This is a genomic window from Acinetobacter sp. BWR-L5, from assembly GCF_039655985.1.
In the GTDB taxonomy this organism is placed as follows: domain Bacteria; phylum Pseudomonadota; class Gammaproteobacteria; order Pseudomonadales; family Moraxellaceae; genus Acinetobacter; species Acinetobacter johnsonii.
In genome coordinates this window covers 396,271-414,686 of sequence record NZ_JAGFEV010000003.1, presented here as the reverse complement: position 1 = coordinate 414,686, position 18,416 = coordinate 396,271, and the positions used below count along the sequence as shown (strand labels likewise).

22 protein-coding genes are annotated in these 18,416 nt (G+C 43.5%); 4 read left to right on the top strand and 18 right to left on the bottom strand.

Annotation, left to right across the window (positions count from 1 at the left end; all coding sequences use genetic code 11):
• The first annotated feature begins 27 nt into the window (after positions 1 to 27).
• The 3 genes from JZ787_RS07745 to JZ787_RS07735 are packed head-to-tail and all read left to right on the top strand — an operon-like array spanning position 28 to position 2,767.
• The gene (locus JZ787_RS07745; RefSeq protein WP_234966543.1) at positions 28 to 2,070 is read left to right on the top strand and encodes a M3 family metallopeptidase; all 2,043 of its coding nucleotides are present in this window, start codon (positions 28 to 30) and stop codon (positions 2,068 to 2,070) included.
• A gap of 52 nt (positions 2,071 to 2,122) precedes the next feature.
• Entirely contained in the window at positions 2,123 to 2,335 is a 213-nt protein-coding gene (locus JZ787_RS07740; RefSeq protein WP_171054267.1) for a YheV family putative zinc ribbon protein, read from the top strand.
• 12 nt (positions 2,336 to 2,347) lie between these two features.
• Positions 2,348 to 2,767 carry a hypothetical protein gene (locus JZ787_RS07735; protein ID WP_168158606.1) on the top strand — a complete coding sequence of 140 codons (420 nt, stop codon included), beginning with the start codon at positions 2,348 to 2,350 and terminating at the stop codon, positions 2,765 to 2,767.
• Between the two features lie 409 nt (positions 2,768 to 3,176).
• Here JZ787_RS07735 and JZ787_RS07730 read toward each other — a convergent pair whose 3' ends face one another.
• From JZ787_RS07730 to JZ787_RS07710, 5 genes are all read right to left on the bottom strand, one after another.
• Positions 3,177 to 5,459: a TRAP transporter large permease subunit gene (locus JZ787_RS07730; protein WP_346312051.1), complete on the bottom strand. Its 2,283-nt coding sequence runs from the start codon at positions 5,457 to 5,459 to the stop codon at positions 3,177 to 3,179.
• Positions 5,460 to 5,641: 182 nt separating this feature from the next.
• A complete protein-coding gene (rrtA, locus tag JZ787_RS07725) occupies positions 5,642 to 6,214 on the bottom strand; it encodes a rhombosortase (RefSeq protein WP_346312050.1) in 573 nt (190 codons plus the stop codon).
• A gap of 71 nt (positions 6,215 to 6,285) precedes the next feature.
• Entirely contained in the window at positions 6,286 to 7,323 is a 1,038-nt protein-coding gene (locus JZ787_RS07720) for a hypothetical protein (protein WP_346312049.1), read from the bottom strand.
• 520 nt (positions 7,324 to 7,843) lie between these two features.
• Positions 7,844 to 8,230, bottom strand: a complete 387-nt coding sequence (locus JZ787_RS07715) for a protein YgfX (RefSeq protein ID WP_325087117.1) — start codon at positions 8,228 to 8,230, stop codon at positions 7,844 to 7,846.
• A gap of 5 nt (positions 8,231 to 8,235) precedes the next feature.
• Positions 8,236 to 8,493: a succinate dehydrogenase assembly factor 2 gene (locus JZ787_RS07710; RefSeq protein WP_004977895.1), complete on the bottom strand. Its 258-nt coding sequence runs from the start codon at positions 8,491 to 8,493 to the stop codon at positions 8,236 to 8,238.
• A gap of 192 nt (positions 8,494 to 8,685) precedes the next feature.
• On the opposite strand from JZ787_RS07710, the gene JZ787_RS07705 reads away from it, so the two are divergent.
• Positions 8,686 to 9,858 carry an acyl-CoA dehydrogenase family protein gene (locus JZ787_RS07705; RefSeq protein WP_346312048.1) on the top strand — a complete coding sequence of 391 codons (1,173 nt, stop codon included), beginning with the start codon at positions 8,686 to 8,688 and terminating at the stop codon, positions 9,856 to 9,858.
• 34 nt (positions 9,859 to 9,892) lie between these two features.
• On the opposite strand, the gene JZ787_RS07700 is transcribed toward JZ787_RS07705, so the two are convergent.
• The 13 genes from JZ787_RS07700 to rplR all read right to left on the bottom strand — a co-directional run bounded on the left by JZ787_RS07700 (position 9,893) and on the right by rplR (position 18,404).
• Positions 9,893 to 10,684, bottom strand: a complete 792-nt coding sequence (locus tag JZ787_RS07700; RefSeq protein ID WP_346312047.1) for an alpha/beta hydrolase — start codon at positions 10,682 to 10,684, stop codon at positions 9,893 to 9,895.
• A 138-nt stretch (positions 10,685 to 10,822) separates the two neighbouring features.
• Positions 10,823 to 12,313 carry an NAD(P)/FAD-dependent oxidoreductase gene (locus JZ787_RS07695; RefSeq protein ID WP_346312046.1) on the bottom strand — a complete coding sequence of 497 codons (1,491 nt, stop codon included), beginning with the start codon at positions 12,311 to 12,313 and terminating at the stop codon, positions 10,823 to 10,825.
• Positions 12,314 to 12,508: 195 nt separating this feature from the next.
• The gene (gene rplQ, locus JZ787_RS07690) at positions 12,509 to 12,874 is read right to left on the bottom strand and encodes a 50S ribosomal protein L17 (protein WP_004691290.1); all 366 of its coding nucleotides are present in this window, start codon (positions 12,872 to 12,874) and stop codon (positions 12,509 to 12,511) included.
• 18 nt (positions 12,875 to 12,892) lie between these two features.
• On the bottom strand, positions 12,893 to 13,900 hold the full coding sequence (gene rpoA / locus JZ787_RS07685) for a DNA-directed RNA polymerase subunit alpha (protein ID WP_004691292.1): 1,008 nt from the start codon (positions 13,898 to 13,900) through the stop codon (positions 12,893 to 12,895).
• Between the two features lie 16 nt (positions 13,901 to 13,916).
• Positions 13,917 to 14,543 (bottom strand): 30S ribosomal protein S4, encoded by a 627-nt coding sequence (gene rpsD / locus JZ787_RS07680; RefSeq protein ID WP_004691294.1) that lies wholly within the window; start codon positions 14,541 to 14,543, stop codon positions 13,917 to 13,919.
• A 12-nt stretch (positions 14,544 to 14,555) separates the two neighbouring features.
• On the bottom strand, positions 14,556 to 14,942 hold the full coding sequence (gene rpsK, locus JZ787_RS07675; protein ID WP_001040166.1) for a 30S ribosomal protein S11: 387 nt from the start codon (positions 14,940 to 14,942) through the stop codon (positions 14,556 to 14,558).
• Positions 14,943 to 14,961: 19 nt separating this feature from the next.
• Entirely contained in the window at positions 14,962 to 15,318 is a 357-nt protein-coding gene (rpsM, locus tag JZ787_RS07670) for a 30S ribosomal protein S13 (RefSeq protein WP_004691296.1), read from the bottom strand.
• A 107-nt stretch (positions 15,319 to 15,425) separates the two neighbouring features.
• Positions 15,426 to 15,542 (bottom strand): 50S ribosomal protein L36, encoded by a 117-nt coding sequence (gene rpmJ / locus JZ787_RS07665; RefSeq protein ID WP_000867907.1) that lies wholly within the window; start codon positions 15,540 to 15,542, stop codon positions 15,426 to 15,428.
• Between the two features lie 19 nt (positions 15,543 to 15,561).
• Positions 15,562 to 16,881, bottom strand: a complete 1,320-nt coding sequence (secY, locus tag JZ787_RS07660) for a preprotein translocase subunit SecY (RefSeq protein WP_171054269.1) — start codon at positions 16,879 to 16,881, stop codon at positions 15,562 to 15,564.
• 45 nt (positions 16,882 to 16,926) lie between these two features.
• Positions 16,927 to 17,367, bottom strand: coding sequence for a 50S ribosomal protein L15 (rplO, locus tag JZ787_RS07655; protein ID WP_004691300.1), 441 nt, complete (start codon positions 17,365 to 17,367; stop codon positions 16,927 to 16,929).
• A gap of 3 nt (positions 17,368 to 17,370) precedes the next feature.
• Entirely contained in the window at positions 17,371 to 17,547 is a 177-nt protein-coding gene (gene rpmD / locus JZ787_RS07650) for a 50S ribosomal protein L30 (protein WP_004691302.1), read from the bottom strand.
• A 6-nt stretch (positions 17,548 to 17,553) separates the two neighbouring features.
• Positions 17,554 to 18,051, bottom strand: coding sequence for a 30S ribosomal protein S5 (gene rpsE / locus JZ787_RS07645; RefSeq protein ID WP_004691304.1), 498 nt, complete (start codon positions 18,049 to 18,051; stop codon positions 17,554 to 17,556).
• 2 nt (positions 18,052 to 18,053) lie between these two features.
• Entirely contained in the window at positions 18,054 to 18,404 is a 351-nt protein-coding gene (gene rplR, locus JZ787_RS07640) for a 50S ribosomal protein L18 (protein WP_004650473.1), read from the bottom strand.
• Between the last annotated feature and the right edge of the window lie 12 nt (positions 18,405 to 18,416).

The following is an 18,416-nucleotide window of genomic DNA, read 5'->3' as shown; positions in this document are numbered from 1 at the left end:
TTACATCTAGTGATAACTGAACATTTAATTTGGCTTAAACGCATGACATTAGAAAAAGCAACCTTGCCTGTTCCACAGTTTGATCAAATCACCTTAGTACAACTCCAACAGCAGATCGAACAAGCCATTCAACAGGGTCAAAGTTTTTTAAAAGACCTGAGCGAAGTCCCTAAATCGATTCAGGCACAGCTTGCGGTCTTAGAACAAGTTGATCATTTAGAAAATAATATGAGTGAAGCATGGGGCGTGCTGTCCCACCTCAATGCCGTGATGAACAATGCTGAAACTCGTGAGGTGTACCAGTCACTATTACCAAGCTTAAGTGAATACTATACCGAGTTAGGTCAACACACAGCGCTGTATCAAACCTATCAACACATTCATGATGCTGCGCAATTTGATCACCTCCCTGAAGCCCAACAAAGTGCGATTAAACTTGCACTGCGCGACTTCAAACTATCGGGTGTGGCTTTAGAAGGTGAAGCCAAAAAACGTTATGCAGAAATCTCCGCACGCTTATCACAACTATCGTCTGACTTTTCCAACCATGTTCTGGATGCAACCCAAGCCTATTTCAAACCTTTAGCGGAACACGAACTGGCAGGCTTACCCGAAAGCAGTGTTGAGCTGTTAAAACAATATGGTCAGCAGCGCGAACTGGATCAACCCGTTGCCACTTTAGACTTTCCATCGTACTTGGCGATTATGACCTACGCGGAAAACCGTCCTTTACGCGAAGAACTGTATCGTGCCTATACCACACGTGCATCAGATCAGTCTGAACACGCTGAATTTGATAACACCGCGGCGATGGAAGAAATCTTAAGCCTGCGTCAGGAAATGGCTGCACTGTTAGGTTTCAACAACTATGCCGAGCTTTCATTGGCCAGCAAAATGGCGCCAAATGTAGCAACGGTGGATCAATTCTTACGTGATTTAGCTGAACATTCACGTGCCCCTGCGCTCAAAGAAGTGGCGGAGCTAAAAGCCATTGCCGCTGAAGATGGCATTGAGGATTTAAAACCGTGGGACAGCACGTATTATTCGGAAAAACTGAAAGTCCAACAGTTCAATTTATCTCAAGAAGCACTCAAGCCCTACTTCCCTGCACCCAAGATTTTGCAGGGCTTATTTAGCATTGTGAATCGCCTTTATGGGATTCAAATTGTGGAGCGTGAAGCCCCCGTTTGGCACTCAGATGCACGCTATTTTGAACTCGAAGATCAAGGCGCAGTGGTCGGTGGATTCTACTTTGACCTCTATGCGCGTCAGGGCAAACGTGGCGGCGCATGGATGAGTGGTTTCCGCTCTCGCACCCAAACAACGCACGGCCTACAAAAACCGATTTGCTATATGGTGTGTAACTTTACGCCACCTGTGGGGGATCAAGCAGCGCTGCTGACCCATGATGAAGTGATTACCTTGTTCCATGAATTTGGACATGGTTTACATCATATGTTGACAGAAGTTGATAATATTGCGGTTGCGGGGACACACGGTGTGGCATGGGATGCGGTGGAGTTGCCAAGCCAATTCATGGAGTTTTGGGCATGGGATACCGAAAGCTTAGACCTGCTCAGTGCACATATTGAGACCCAAGAAACCTTACCAGAAAGTCTACTGAAAGCCTTGCTGGATGCGCGTTTCTTCCAATCCGGCATGCAAAGTCTACGTCAAATCGAGTTTGCCCTGTTCGACCTCAGCATTCATAAAGCAGCTCCTGCTTTGAAAGCGGATCAAATCCAAGCCACCTTAAACCAGATCCGTGCACAATATGCTGTTTTAGAGACCACGCCTTATAACCGCTTCCAGCATAGCTTCAGCCATATTTTCGCAGGCGGCTATGCAGCAGGTTATTATTCTTATAAATGGGCGGAAGTTTTGGCCAGTGATGCCTTCGATCGTTTCGAAAATGAAGGGATTTTTAATACTGCCACTGGAAAAGAATTTCGTCAGTTTATTCTAGCAGTTGGCGGAAAAGATACAGCGCTTGATGCATTTATCAATTTCCGTGGACGCGAGCCAAAAATAGATGCTTTACTTCGTCATCAAGGTTGGACGAACCGCTAAAAAAGTGAGTAAACTAGGCGCCTAAATTGTTCAGAAGGTAAGTCTAATGACTATTAAACGTCGTTTCATTGCAGGTGCAAAATGTCCTAAATGTCAGGCGATGGATCGAGTTGTTATGCTTACCTCGAATGACGATGAATGGATTGAATGTATCGACTGTGGTTATTCTGAGAATCGTCCAACTCATGTAGACGAGCCTCAGATCCCTGCTATCCCTGACGAGGTTGGGGTCATTCAATTTAAACCACGTCAATCCAAAGAATAAAGGTTGAATCGAATGTCGTCCGTACAACACAACAACCCTAAATTACTCTGGGGTATTACAGCAGGTTTGGTCGCAATCATTGCGATTTTCGCACTTTATCAGTGGTTGTTTGCTGCACAAGAGTCTGCAAAACCAGTGCATCAAGCGGAGTTGATTCAGCCGACCGTGAAGGCCCTTCCAGAAGCTGAAAAAGCAGCTTCGACCGCCATGGCTGACAACACCATTAAATTGGTCGAAGAAGATATTTTAAAAGCACCTGTCCCTGAAAATGCCTCACTTGCTAAAGAAGAAGTGGCGAAACTGGACGATATTCAAAGCCAGTTGAAGGAACAGGAAAAGAGCTTGCAAGCACAGCACAAAGATGCCGATGAACTGGTAAAGCTCAAAGAAGAACAAATTAAACTATTAGAAGCCCAATTGGCTGCTCAGTAAAATACGGTTGTTATTTTTTAAAGACGTTAGCTTATCGACTGATACGCTAACGTCTTTTTTTGCCCTGCTGCTTCACCCACCTTTTCAATCAGCGCCAAGCTATTAGACCACTCATTATTCTTACCTACCTCGCTCCATGAATGACATTGCATTTGTTATAGACCTACTCCTAGCTATGCCAAGAGTTTCTTTTAGAGGGACTTTATGGGTCGATTAATTCTTTTCATTGAGCTTAAGTGCGGGCTGATTTTTTAAGATGGGACGCTTAACAATACCCTTGTACTTTGTTTTGATTTGAGTGGGTAGTCGCTGCAAAGAAACCATTTTCCTTAAAATCATCATGAATAAAATCCCAAGCATAAAAAAGCATCCGAAGATGCTTTTTTATGGTCTAACTCAAGTTCACAACTTAGTGATACCAGCCAAATAACTTAAAGAAGTATGGAACATAAGCAATGATCAGCATCGCTGGGAACAACACGATCAAAGGTAAAATCCAACGTTCATAACGATAATAGAAAGACAAATGACGCACTTCCTCATCGGCCTCATTTACCTCGGCATCACCAATGGATTGTCTTGCTAAAAGATGATTAAGAGCCACAGGTGGTGTCACATAGCCCAACTCAAAGCCAATCAAGGTGATCATCCAAAAATGGACAGGATGAATACCATATTGATAGGCCACAGGTGCAACCGTCGCAGAAATCAAGATCACAGCGCCAAACGGATCCATAATCATCCCAACAAAGACCATCAACCCCAAAATCAGAGTAATGACCAAGAACGTACTGCTAATATCAGTCGGGAAGAAACTCATTACCTCCGTACGTTCAAGCAATCCCCCCACGCTGACTGACAGTGCCATTAAAATGACCAAAGCACCAATGTGTCCAACGGTTTCACTGGTCGAGATATGCATCGACTTCCAAAAACCGACTTGGCGTAACACGTCCATGGAACTAGATTGAACCACCCCATGATTTACCACTTGTCCATCATCTGCGGCATTACCATGTAGCCCTTCACGGTATTCTGCATGGGCAACTTGAGCCCCAGCCAATGCAGGTTCACCGCCCGAGTTATAATTTGCGCTGAGTGTCTCATCCCAATGCCCCACAGCAGGCAAAGGCGCAGGCTGATGACGTAATTTATCAAACAACACGATCATCAATAAAATCACAGGCATCATCACGGGTGCAGTAAATTCATTTAGGTCAGTGTCTAATAAGAATTTATAGAACATCCACGTGAGGACAAAAATCACGATATAAGGCACAACTGCTAAGAAAGCACGCCCTGATTTCGGTGCGGCCAAACTCGGTGCCGCGATGCGGAATTTACTCTCTGCAAAGAAGAGTGAAACCACTAAAAACAGTGTTGAGGTCAGTAAGAACGTGTAAACACCATATTGATAAAGTAAGTCCGTCGTGACTTCTTTGTTTAAGGATGCCACCACCACAATCAATAAGCATGGACGCAAAACTACACCCAGCGAACCCGACATTGCCGTTGCAGCCAAAGCAAACTGACGACGTCCACCTGCATTCCAGACTTCTTTATAAATAATCGCCCCTGCTGCAATCACAAAGATCCCCGATGCACCCGTATATGCGGTCGGTAAAGCCGCAGCGATTAAAATCAACCAGGTGAGCGTTTCAGGCGCCAAATTCCATGGACGCAAAATATTTAAGAACAGATCCACGACACGGGTTTGTTTCAACAACATACCCGCCCAAATAAATAGGGCTAAATTCAGGAAAATACTTGAGAACTCAACCAGCTGTCCCAAGTAAATCCCTTGCCCCATGGGGTAGTCCATGAAGAAGATAAACGCCACACCCGTAATCACCGCCATGTAGGCATACAGAGGCACACTCAGGAAAGCAAAGCCTAGACGCCCGCCAACTTTGGCCTCTTTCGGTGGGCTAAACAGCTGCCACACACTTATCAAGGTAAGTACCGAAAACAGAATCATCCACAGCCAATAAATCAGTTGGGTTTCGCCATTCATCGGCACACCCGAGTCTTTCACTGAGTTAAATTGGCTAATGCTCGAGTAAGTTAATAAACCATTACCCAGCGTCATCAGGAGACTATAAACACGATAATCCAGCTTGGTTGCAGGGCCACGCAAACCAATATGATGGATTTTTAAGGTCGCGCTAATCGCAGCTAAAACCACCATAAAAATTAATAGAATGGCGCGATTTTCTGTTCCGAATTTAAAAATACCAAAAAAAGTGGTTTCAAAATTACGATAGGCACGAATACTTGGGTGTGCCTCCATATGTTGCATGGCTTTATCATAAAACTGATACTTTTCTTCACACTGCTGCACACCTGCCAAAATGGACGCACGCACATCCGCTTCCGAAGCCGTACCAAAGAAGTCGGCGAACTCATCTGCAGCGTTGGCTTGCATTTGGGTTTTGACCAAAGCATCCACATTCGGCTGACGATTACACTCTGGCTTGGCTGGCTCTGCCCTTAAAAAAGAATACTGCATACCTGTGGCTGGATCGCCATATAAGCGCTCGCCCATACGTAGCAATTGTCCATGGATCATTTCACCTGTACCAATTAATAGCGTAAGTAACAGTAAAATCAGAATGACAAAAGTAGAAATCCACTCGGTCCATATATACTTCAGCAGATCGAGTCCTGATCTGCGCTGTCCATGATTCTGCATGTTGTTTCCTATTTTTATTACCGTTCTGTCCAGCGCAATACGCCGTAGAACCAGTCGTTTTAGTCGGCTCGAGCTTGTCCTTTCTCTCTGCCTTTAGATTTTTGTTTTGTTTATCTTTGCATCAAATTTATATTTTTGAATATGACAATCTGTATTTTCTTTTTAGAATTTAGGTCAATCCTCTATTCATCAAATAGATTCACCCCGATTAAATACGAAGCTGCAATCACAATCCCCCAGATCACGCCCAACAAATGCGCTTCGACCAAAACAGGACTCCCGATCAGTTCAGCCGTAGTACTCCCACCAAAGGTGTTTTCCCAAATCAGTTTGCCTAAAATGAGAAACAGCACCAAACTCGCAAACATCCGTTCTTTACGGTACAGCAAATGGACAATTGCTATGGCAGTAAACATCCCATGCAACACACCTGACAGCCCAGCATAGGCTTCAATATCCGCCAAGAAATAATAAAAACTCAGACTGATCAACGGCGGTAAAATCAGCAATAACGCCACAAAATGCCAAACGCGGGCGCGTGGAAAAATAAAAGGCAAACACATAAAAGCTAGCATGTTGAGTGCAAAATGGATCCAACCCACATGCACCCAGTGCGCGGTCCACAAGCGCCAAACTTCAGGAAAAATATCCACTCGCCAATAAATAAATTGATCTTTAAAAATCTGTAGGCATGCCGAGATCGACACGACAAACGCAATCAAAATGATTTTTCGATTCAGAAATTGATCATGCATCACATGTCCTTATCGTGTTGCTCATTTATTTATTGTTATTTTTTCTGCCCTTCGGCTCAGTTTAAAATTGGTTAACTTTCACTAAACAACTCATCTAGCTCAGAATGGTCTTCTTTTTCATCCCAGAAGTGCGCCATACCACCATCCCCAGTTCGTGTCCCCGTGTGTTCAGTCCAATAACGATCCGAAATCCCCTGAACCATACTCGAGGCCATACTATCAATCAGTTTAAATTGTGGATTGCTCTGTTTTTCATCGCTATAAGACGCTGCATAACTTTTCAATGCATCACGAATCTTGGCATCGTCACCACTGGCTTGAGCCGCTATAGCATACATTGCATGAGATAAACGAACCCCTTTTTGCTCCCCAATTTGCATCGATTGTTTCAAGGTCTGATACGGATCAGGTTTACCTTCACCCGCACCAGGCAATAAAGTCCAAATCACCGCACGTGTTGCATTCGGCGCCCCCCAAAATTTTTCATTGTCTAGACACACCATCCCACGTTCAACAATAGCCGCAATGTCTTTAGGCACATTGACTGCACCACCTGAGTTAATATCATTGGTCATGGCTTGTAGCCCACTCAACATTCCCAGCAGATACACAGTTTGATCCAAATCGCTGTTCATTTTTGGACAGCCTTCACCCAATGGTTTCTTATATTTCTTTTCCCAGCGGTTTTGAAAAAGTTGATAACCAGTATATTGGCGTTGTGCTGCAGTCGCCGCCCAACGCTTTTGTTCAATTCGAGCATCCTGTGCTTCAGAGACATTGCCTGCTTTCGAGGCACGCAAATAACGCAACTCAGCCTCAAGTGCCTGATTTTCCGCACAAATACCCGATGCTGAATAAAGTAGAACCGCCACACGGGTTGGATCTGCCCCCATGTCTTTGGTCGACATAATCGCTGGAGTCAAAGCATTGCCTGAGTTACACACCATCTCAGCGTCTTCCATGGCTAAAATAGGTGGTACTATATGTTTTTCACTAAACCCAAGCGCAACATTGGCACCTGTTTTAACCACTTGTGAACAACCCGAAAATAATAAACTCGTAAGCGCTACAACAGCCACACCCTGGCCTATTTTTTGGACTTGCGACATTTTCCTGTCCTCTATTTGTATAATTGTATGTGTCCATGCTGACAAACATAGCAGAAGCATTTTCCGAAGAAAAGAGTATTTACTCTAAATCAGACCACTACTCTGCCATGAAATAAAAAGCGGAAAATTGACTAAAATGACGCCTCAACTTTTTTTTAGGCAAAAAAAAGTAGCATAGCGACGGTTCGGCACATGCTACTTATCAACTGGGAAGCCTAGCTAGGCTTTGTTTGGTGCAAATCGTTCCTTCAGCACAGTTCCTAATCGTCCTATAACAATCGCTAACACAATTGCTACCACTAGAAACATCCAAGTTGGGATCATCATACGATTTTCCTTGTTTGCTGTTGGTGATTTGAATGTACATTTTAAGATCAAAAAACTGTAGGAAAGTTGTCTGACAATCCAAAAAAGCACATCAGTTTCTTCAGATATGTCAGACAACAGAAAATGAGATATGGTTATATTTATTATTTTTCAATAACTTAGATGGATATTACGAATTAAAATTGTCCAACAATTATTGCATTTTAGTGAGTATTTTCAGGGCTTTCCATTGCGTGATGGGTAACTGATCACACCAAACCAACATCGGTTTTGCTCTAAAGTGTTGAAAATAAATCACAATATAAGCACGATGATCAACAATATGGCTGATCTGTACCCGTTGCACATTGGTTTGTTTCTGATGTGACAAAGACCAATCACGGCCATCTAAATGCTGAAGCTGAAAATGTTGCGGCCCACGTAGAAAAAACAAATACAGCACAAAGCCAGCAACCAAAGCGATCAGCCACAGTCCTAAAGGAAGTAGCTGATACAGAACCAACATCAGAACGGCATAAATCGACAACTGAAACACATAAGCCAGACGACTGGGTTTAAGTTGAAAATGACGATGTTCCATTGCACTTATCCGTGTACATAATGCTTTAATTTTTGAATCAAGGTTTTCATTTCAGGGCGTGGTGGTTCAGAAACTTCCATGAACCAGTCCAATAAATCAGGGTCTTCTTGTTCAACCAAAGCCGCAAACATGGCCTTTTCCGCAGGATCTGCCTGAAGATAATAATTTTTCACATAAGGGTCAAAGTACACATCAATTTCTTTTAAACCACGACGTGCACGATAAATTACTTTACGCTCTTCCAAGCTCATTTCTTCAGTCATTACATTCCCCAAATTAATTGAAACGGCTTAGTTTAACCGATCACACCGCCCTCGCCACTAGTTAAATATCGCAATTTTAACAACTGGCAAAACTCATCAAAAAATCAAATAGATTTGAGCATTCAGTCCATTGTCGCATGTCCTACTTTTCACTAATCTCTTAGCAAAATAACAACATCAGGATGAGCTTCCATGCAATCAGGCGCAATTCGCCCGTTAAACAATATGCTGCCACGTAACTTATTTAATACTGAACATGAGGCATTTCGTGAAACTGTGCGAAAGTTTTATGCCAAAGAAGTTGTTCCAAATATTGAAAAATATGAACAACAGCAGTATGTCGATCGTGAGCTATGGAATAAAGCAGGTGCCATGGGGCTACTGTGTGCCACCATGCCTGAAGCTTATGGTGGCTCAGGTGTAGACCGTTTGTACAGTATGATTTTGATTGAGGAGCAAGCCTATGCCATGGATTCCTCAACTGGATTTTCACTACACTCGGACATTGTCGCAAACTATATCAATAACTTTGGCAGTGAAGCACAAAAACACCATTGGTTAACGCGGATGGCTTCGGGTGAAACCGTCACAGCCATTGCGATGACTGAACCCGGCACAGGCTCAGACTTGCAAGCGGTACGAACAACGGCTGTTTTAGACGGTGATGACTACATTATCAATGGCTCTAAAATCTTCATTACCAATGGCTATCTCTGCGATATGGTGATTGTGGTCTGTAAGACGGGCGACAGCGAAAAAGGTTCAGCCAACCTCTCATTAATCATCGTTGAAGCTGATCGTATGGGGTTCAGTAAAGGTAAACCCCTCAATAAAATTGGAATGAAAGGACAAGACACCTGCGAATTATTTTTTGATCATGTACGCGTGCCCAAAGAAAATCTGCTGGGTATGGAAGGCATGGGCTTTATGATGCTGATGAAAGAACTGGCTTGGGAGCGCATGTTGGTGGCCATTATCTGCCAAGCGGGTGCAGAAGCAGCACTGGCACATACCGTTCAGTACACCAAAGAACGTAAAGCTTTTGGAAAAACGATTTCTAGCTTTCAAAATACCCGCTTTAAACTGGCGGAGTTACGTACAGAAATCGATTTTTGCCGCGCTTATCTTGACCGCTGTATGCAATTGCAACTGGAAGAGAGTCTCGGTATTGATGCCGCTGCAGCCGCCAAATATAAAATTTCTGAGATGTTTTCTAAAGTTGTCGATGAATGTCTACAACTGCATGGCGGCTATGGTTATATGCTGGAATATCCGATTGCACGAGCTTATCTAGATAATCGTGCCAATCGCATTTATGCAGGAACCAATGAAATTATGAAAGAGCTCATTTCACGTTCTCTTTAACTCAAATAGCCCATCTTTGGATGGGCTTTTACTTTTAACAATGTGCTTGATGAAACTCCGCAATCAAAGCAACCACCAACTCTGGTTGCTCTTTATGTGGCATATGATGTAAACCTTCTAAAATGTGCAGATCAGCATGCCCTGACACCCCTTCAAAAATCTGCTGTGGTTGTGCTGTAGTTGCATATTCATCAAACTCACCATGAATAACCAACGTCGGACAACGGACATCACCTATTATCTCAGCCAGACTCCAATCCTGAAAAGCAGGGGCCAACCATGTTTCAGTCCATGCATCAAGTACCCACTGTGCCTTTTCAGGGTGATATTTCTCTAAACGTTCCATTTGTCCCGCTTGTTGAAAGCCAACTTTTGCTTCACTTATCCCCTTCAGTGTCAGCGCTTCAACCGCATACTGTGCAGAGATTGAAATTAATCCTTGGCAATGCTCTGGATAAGCCGCAGCAATCGCAACAGACATCCCCCCACCCACGCTATGCCCTAGAATGACAAAGTTCTGGATCGAAAAATAATCCAATACAGCTTTAAAGGTCTGTTCTGCTTCAGTGATGACAAAACTATGTGCCAAGGGCTGTGTACTCGCATCAGATAAACCAAAACCTAAGCGATCATAGGCATAGACCACGCGCGCGGTGGCTTGTGCCAGTTGAGCAGGAAAATCCCGCCACAAAGCCACACAACCTAATGAATCGTGCATTAAAATAATCGGGGCTAAAGTATGATCTGCTGCATCAGTGTGCCATTTTTTAGCATGAATCATGTTTGACGCAGATGGGACTTGGTAACTTTGTTCTAAGATATTCAAAATATTCCCTATTATTTATCTTTTAAGTTTTTAAAATCATCCAACAGTCCAACAGTTTAAGAAATTAAAAACAGAACACCCTAAAGTCATTTCCTTAAAAAAAGGAGCGTTACGCTCCTTTTAAATCAACTACTCAGCCTAAGACACCAATTTAGGTTTCTGGTTCAATGCTGCATCACGTTTAGCAAATTTCAGTACTCCATCCTCAAAAGAAGCACTTTTCAATGTCTTACGATCCGCAAGATAATTATTGCTGACTTTCCATGGTGCATGTTTACCCTGTTTTGGCATCACATTAGCAGCACGTGCAATATAACCCGAACTTAAACTTCCCATCACAGTATCTTGCATCAGCTCAGTTGCATCACCTTGTGGAATCACTTCGACCCATTGCTTTTGGTCCATATAGTTGAGTAAGCGACAAATATACTGAGCTGCAATATCCACTTTTAATGTCCATGACGCATTAATATAGCCAATAATCATCGCCATATTCGGTACATCACTCACCATCACGCCCTGATACAACATATGTTTAGAGGTATCTAACGGTTTGCCATCAATCGTTGCTTGTATACCACCCAAGATTTGAATTTCTAGACCTGTGGCTGAGACGACAATATCTGCCTCTAAATGCTGGCCAGACTTTAATTGGAGACCCGTTTCGGTAAAGCGTTCAATCTGATCTGTTTCAACACTGGCTTGGCCTGAACGAAGAATTTTAAATAAATCACCGTCTGGCACCACACATAAACGCTGATCCCAAGGATTATATTCTGGGGTAAAGTGTTTCATATCCACTTTACCTTTGAGCTGCATCTTAATCGACTGGAGCAGCAGTCGGCGTAATAATTTCGGTTGTTTCTGCGCGAGTGCGTAAATCCCGCGTTGCATTCCAATATTACGTGCACGGGTAAGTTTATACGCAACATCTTCCGGCAACACTTTACGCATTTTGTCATATACAAAATCGATCGATGGTACCGAAGCAATATAGGTTGGAGAGCGTTGTAGCATAGTGACATGCGCCGCCCCACCTTTGGCCATCGCAGGCACCAGTGTAATCGCTGTCGCACCACTACCAATAATGACGACTTTTTTACCTGTATAATCTAATTTTTCAGGCCAAAACTGTGGATTTACAAACTTGCCTTTAAATACTTCTTTATTTGGAAAATCAGGTTGGTAGCCTTGGTCGTAGTTATAATAGCCTGTACAGCCAAACACAAAATTTGCAATCCAGTTTTCTTTTTTGCCTTTCGCATTCTCAATCACTACCTGCCACTTTTTCTGAGCAGAGTCATAATTGGCGCTGAGTACACGATGCTTAAAATGAATTTTTTCTTTGAGTTTCTGTTCATCAATGACTTCCGCCAAATAGCCCTTAATCGAAGAACCATCTGCCAAAACGCTGGCTTGTTGCCACGGTTTAAAATTAAAACCAAAGGTCGACATATCTGAATCAGAACGAATACCTGGGTATTTAAACAAATCCCATGTTCCACCAAAGCTGTCACGACGTTCAATAATTTCAAACGAACGTTGTGGGCAATGCTTGGTTAAATGTGCCGCAAGGCCAATGCCTGAAATACCAGCACCTACAATGAGCAGATCGACGTGCTTATCCATGTTGTTTTTATCCTGTCTTATATTCTGTTCTTATTAAACCATAAAACTGACAATACACAATGTCAAGTTTAAGCAGATCTGTCGTAAAATATGTCACTACAGGCCAAAATACAAAGATTGTCGAACAAAAACCCATAAAAAAAGACCAGTGAAACACTGGTCTTTTTCTAAGAACAACTGAATAGTTCTACGAAATTATTTAACTTCGCGATCTACTAGTTCAACGTAAGCCATCGGCGCAGCATCACCTGCACGGAAGCCCGCTTTAAGAACACGTAGATAACCGCCGTTACGTTCTTTGTAACGAGGGCCAAGAACGGTAAATAATTTACCAACAGTTGCTGCTGAACGAGTACGAGCAAACGCTAAGCGACGGTTTGCAACAGTATCGTTTTTAGCTAAAGTGATTAAAGGCTCAGCTACACGACGTAACTCTTTTGCTTTAGGCACAGTTGTTTTGATCAACTCGTGCTCAAACAAAGAGTTAGCCATGTTTTGAAACATCGCTTTACGATGGCTGCTTGTACGGCCTAATTTCACACCACTATTACGATGACGCATGGTGATAGTCCTACTTAATTAACGGCTACGATAGGCGAAACGATCGTCCATACGGAGACTAGCTGGTGGCCAGTTCTCTAAACGCATGCCGAGTTGTAAGCCTTTTGAAGCCAGAACATCTTTGATCTCAGTAAGCGATTTTTTACCAAGGTTAGGAGTTTTGAGTAACTCAACCTCGGTGCGCTGTACAAGATCACCAATGTAGTAAATGTTTTCTGCTTTCAAACAGTTAGCAGAACGAACAGTAAGCTCTAGATCATCTACTGGACGAAGCAAAATCGGATCAACTTCTTCACGAGGTTCTTGAGCAACAGGAGCTTGATCTTTCTGAAGGTCAACAAAAATTGCAATTTGTTGTTGCAAGATTGTTGCCGCTTTTCGGATCGCTTCTTCAGGATCAACTGTACCGTTGGTCTCAAGATCAATGACCAATTTATCAAGGTCTGTACGTTGTTCTACACGAGCGTTTTCCACTGTGTAAGACACACGTTTGATTGGGCTATAAGAAGCATCTAACTGTAAGCGACCTACAGGGCGAGTTTCGCCTTCTGGGAAACGCGAGTCAGAAGTTTCATAACCACGACCTTGAGAAACTTTCAAGCGCATTTTTAATGAGCCTGAAGCACTTAAAGTACCGATCAAATGTTCAGGGTTAACCACTTCAACATTATGAGGTAAACGAAGGTCAGCGGCAGTTACGTCGCCAGGACCTTGTTTCTCTAATGTCAAATAAGCTTCATTTTGATCGAACAGCTTAATAGACAATCCTTTTAGGTTCAGCAAGAGCTCGACGATGTCCTGCTGCAAGCCTTCCAAAGTACTGTACTCGTGCTCGACACCTTCAATCTCAACTTCAACCACAGCAGCGCCAGGTAAAGAAGAAAGAAGGATGCGACGTAAAGCATTGCCCAGAGTATGACCAAAGCCACGCTCTAAGGGTTCTAGAATAACTTTTGCCGAGGTCCCGCTAACCGCTTCGACCTTGATCGCTTGCGGAGTTAGAAACTCATTTGCAGTACGCGTCATATTGCTACCTCAAGGATTATTTAGAATACAATTCTACAATCAAGCTTTCGTTGATTTCAGCAGGTAAATCTGAACGATCTGGTGCAGCTTTAAACGTACCTTCCAACTTAGAATGGTCAATTTCCATCCAAGAAGGAATACCACGTTGTGCAGCTAATTCAACTGCGTTTTTGATACGCAATTGTTGTTTAGCACCTTCATGCACAGCAATTACATCACCAGCTTTAACTTGGATAGACGCGATGTTAACACGACGGCCATTCAAAGTGATCGAGCGGTGAGATACAAGCTGACGAGCTTCTGCACGTGTAGAACCAAAACCCATGCGATAAACGACGTTATCAAGACGGCTTTCAAGCAGTTTCAACAAGTTTTCACCAGTTGCGCCTTTCACACGAGCAGCTTCTTTATAGTAATTACTAAATTGACGCTCTAAAACACCGTACATACGACGTACTTTTTGTTTTTCACGTAATTGTAGTGAGTACTCAGATTGTTTACCACCACGCGCTCCGCCATGTTGGCCAGGAGCTTTAGCAGCTTTTTTAGTTTTGACGTCAAATGGTTTAACGCCAGATTTTAATTGCAGGTCTGTCCCTTCGCGGCGAGAGAGTTTGCATTTTGGACCAATATAACGAGCCATGAATGTTTCTCCTTACACGCGACGTTTTTTAGGTGGACGGCAACCGTTGTGCGGGATTGGCGTCACATCGGTAATGCTGTTAATTTTATAACCCACTGCACCTAAAGCACGAACCGCAGATTCACGACCAGGACCAGGACCTTTTACAAGGACGTCCAAGTTTTTCAAACCGTAGTCTAAAGCAGCTTTACCAGCAACTTCAGCAGCTACCTGAGCAGCAAACGGAGTTGATTTACGTGATCCACGGAAGCCTTGTCCACCAGAGGTAGCCCAAGCCAGTGCATTACCTTGACGATCGGTAATAGTCACAATGGTGTTATTAAAAGAAGCGTGAATGTGTGCAACACCTTCAGAGACGGTACGAGTGACCTTCTTGCGTGTGCGAGTATCTTTAGCCATCTTTTAGCTTCCAGAAATCTTATTTCTTAATAGGTTTGCGCGGACCTTTACGGGTACGTGCGTTAGTTTTGGTGCGTTGTCCACGGACAGGCAAGCTGCGACGATGACGAAGACCGCGGTAGCAGCCTAAATCCATTAAACGTTTAATGTTCATGGAAATTTCGCGACGTAAATCACCTTCGGTCGGAACCTTAGCAACTTCTGCACGAATCGCATCAAGCTGGGCGTCATCTAATTCACGGATCTTTGTAGTCGGCGCGATACCAACAGCAGCCAAGATATTCTTAGCAGTGTGGCGACCTACACCAAAGATGTACGTTAGAGAGATAACAGCATGCTTGTTATCCGGAATGTTTACACCGGCAATACGAGCCATTCAATTTTCTCCAAAAAGGCAGTTAAGACAATCAACCGCCCCACAAAAATCTTGAGGGGCGGATAATAACCTAATTAGCCTACTGAAATCAACAGGTCTTGATCAGATTAACCTTGACGCTGCTTATGACGAGGTTCTGCGCTACAAATTACGCGAATAACCCCATTACGACGGATAACTTTACAGCTACCACAAATTTTCTTTACAGAAGCTTGTACTTTCATGATGAAACCTCAAGTGCGCTTATCCCTTAGGATGAGCAGTCGTTTTTCTCATTAACGTTTGATTATCGTACTGATGCGAGGTGAGATGTGCTTGCAGCTGAGCCATAAAGTCCATCACTACCACCACAACAATAAGCAAAGAGGTACCACCTAAAGAGAATGGAATACCAAATGAGCTTTGTAAAATCATCGGCATTAAGCAAATGATGGTGATATAAATCGCGCCAATAAATGTCAAACGGTTAAGAATATGATCTAAGTAACGAGCAGTTTGCTCACCTGGACGAATACCAGGCACATAAGCCCCGCTGCGTTTCAAGTTTTCCGATACTTCTTTCGGGCTAAATACAAGCGCTGTATAAAAGTAACAGAAAAAGATAATTAACGCACCAAAGAGCACCAAATACAACGGCTGACCAGGCGAAAGCACCAATGCCAAATCTTGCAAACTACGTTTGATAATACCCGCATTCGGATCTGCACTACCCACCCATTGACCTAAGCTCGCAGGGAACAAAAGCAATGAACTTGCGAAAATCGCTGGGATCACACCCGCCATATTAATTTTTAATGGCAAATGCGACTGTTGTGCAGTAAATACACGACGTCCTTGTTGTTTTTGAGCATAGTTTACTGGAATACGACGTTGCGCTTTCTCAATAAACACAATTGCAGCTAATACAGCCAGCGACAACACGCCAAAAATTACCAAGCCGATTAGACTGGTTTGACCATTATCTACTGATGATATTGATTGCAGAATTAAATTCGGCAAACCTGCAACGATACCGGCGAAGATGATCATGGAAATACCATTGCCCACCCCACGCTCAGTAATTTGCTCACCTAACCACATCAAGAACATTGTACCTGCAACCAAAGAGGTTACAGCTGGTACGTAGAAAGCCAGACCTGCAGTTAAGGTAATCCCTTGACTGATCAGACCAGCACACATCCCAATTGCCTGCACGAGTGCAAGGAACAATGTACCCTGTCGCGTATATTGATTAATCTTACGCTTGCCTTGTTCGCCTTCTTTCTTTAAAGCTTCCAGCGAAGGAATAACAGTAGACATTAACTGCACGATAATCGATGCAGAAATGTACGGCATAATCCCAAGAGCAAGAATGGACATACGCTCTAATGCACCACCCGAAAACATGTTAAACAAACCAAGGATCGTGCCTTGGTTTGCATTAAAAAGATTTTCAAGTGCGGCATTATTAATGCCTGGTACTGGAATATGTGCTCCTAGTCGAAAAACCAATAATGCACCGATGAGAAACATCATGCGGCGAATAATTTCACGGTATTTCACATGAAATGGCTGGCCTTTCATCATATTGACATGACCTGAAGAACTAGGAGACATAGACACTAGCGATTACTCCTCGACTTTACCGCCAGCAGCTTCAACAGCAGCTTTAGCGCCTTTAGTCACAGCAACACCTTGAACAGTGAATGCACGAGTAATTTCACCAGAAAGTACGATACGAGCACGTAACATATCTTTACGTACAACGTTTGCAGCTTTTAAAGTTTCTAGGCTAACGATGTCGCCTTCCACTTTAGTAAGCTCAGATAAACGTACTTCAGCAGTTTTCAAAGCGATTTGGCTAGTGAAACCGAATTTAGGTAAACGACGATATAACGCAGTTTGACCGCCTTCAAAGCCTGGACGAGTACCACCGCTCTTACGTGAATTCTGACCTTTGACACCACGGCCACCAGTCTTACCAACGCCAGAACCGATACCACGGCCTAGACGACGATTTTCACGTTTTGCACCTTCAGCAGGTGCAAGCTCATTTAAACGCAGAGTCATGGCTTATTCCTCTACACTAACCATATAGTAGACTTGGTTGATCATACCACGGTTAGAAGGCGTATCTTGCACTTCTACAGTATGACCAATACGACGCAGACCTAAACCTTGTAGGCTAAGCTTGTGATTTTTCAAGCGATGCGCAGAAGATTTAGTCTGGGTAACTTTAATCGTTTTCATGATTGATTACCCTTGAATTTGTTCTACTGTAAGACCACGTTTCGCAGCAACCTTCTCAGGAGAAGTCATATCACGCAGACCGTTAAAAGTCGCGTTTACTACGTTTGCAGCGTTAGTAGAACCATAACATTTTGTTAATACGTTACGTACGCCCACAGCTTCTAGAACTGCACGCATAGCACCACCAGCGATTACACCAGTACCTTCAGAAGCAGGCTGCATGTAAACACGGCTTGCACCGTGACGCGCGTTAATAGGGTGTTGTACAGTACCGTTAACAAGGTCAACAGTAATCATGTTGCGACGAGCAGCTTCAAGTGCTTTAGAAATAGCAGCTGGAACTTCACGTGCTTTACCACGACCAAAACCTACACGACCATTACCATCACCAACCACAGTCAATGCTGTGAAAGAGAAGATACGACCACCCTTAACAACTTTGGCTACACGATCAACGGCAACCAGCTTTTCAACAAGACCTTCGTTTTGTTCAACTTTAGCCATGATTAGAACTCCAAGCCGTTTTCACGAGCAGCATCAGCCAAGGCTTTGATACGACCATGATATTTGAAACCAGAACGGTCAAATGCAACTTTAGTAACACCAGCTGCTTTAGCGCGTTCTGCGATTAAAGCACCTACTTTAGTAGCTGCTTCAACGTTACCAGTTGTACCAGCACGTAAAGTAGCATCTAAAGTTGAAGCTTGCGCTAAAACTTTGCCACCATCTGCTGAAATAACTTGAGCGTAGATGTGACGCGGAGTGCGGTTTACACACAAACGAGTCGCACCCAACGCACGGATGTGCAAGCGTGTGCTTTTCGCACGACGCAAACGGGATTGTTTCTTTTCGTTCATAAGAACCTCGCG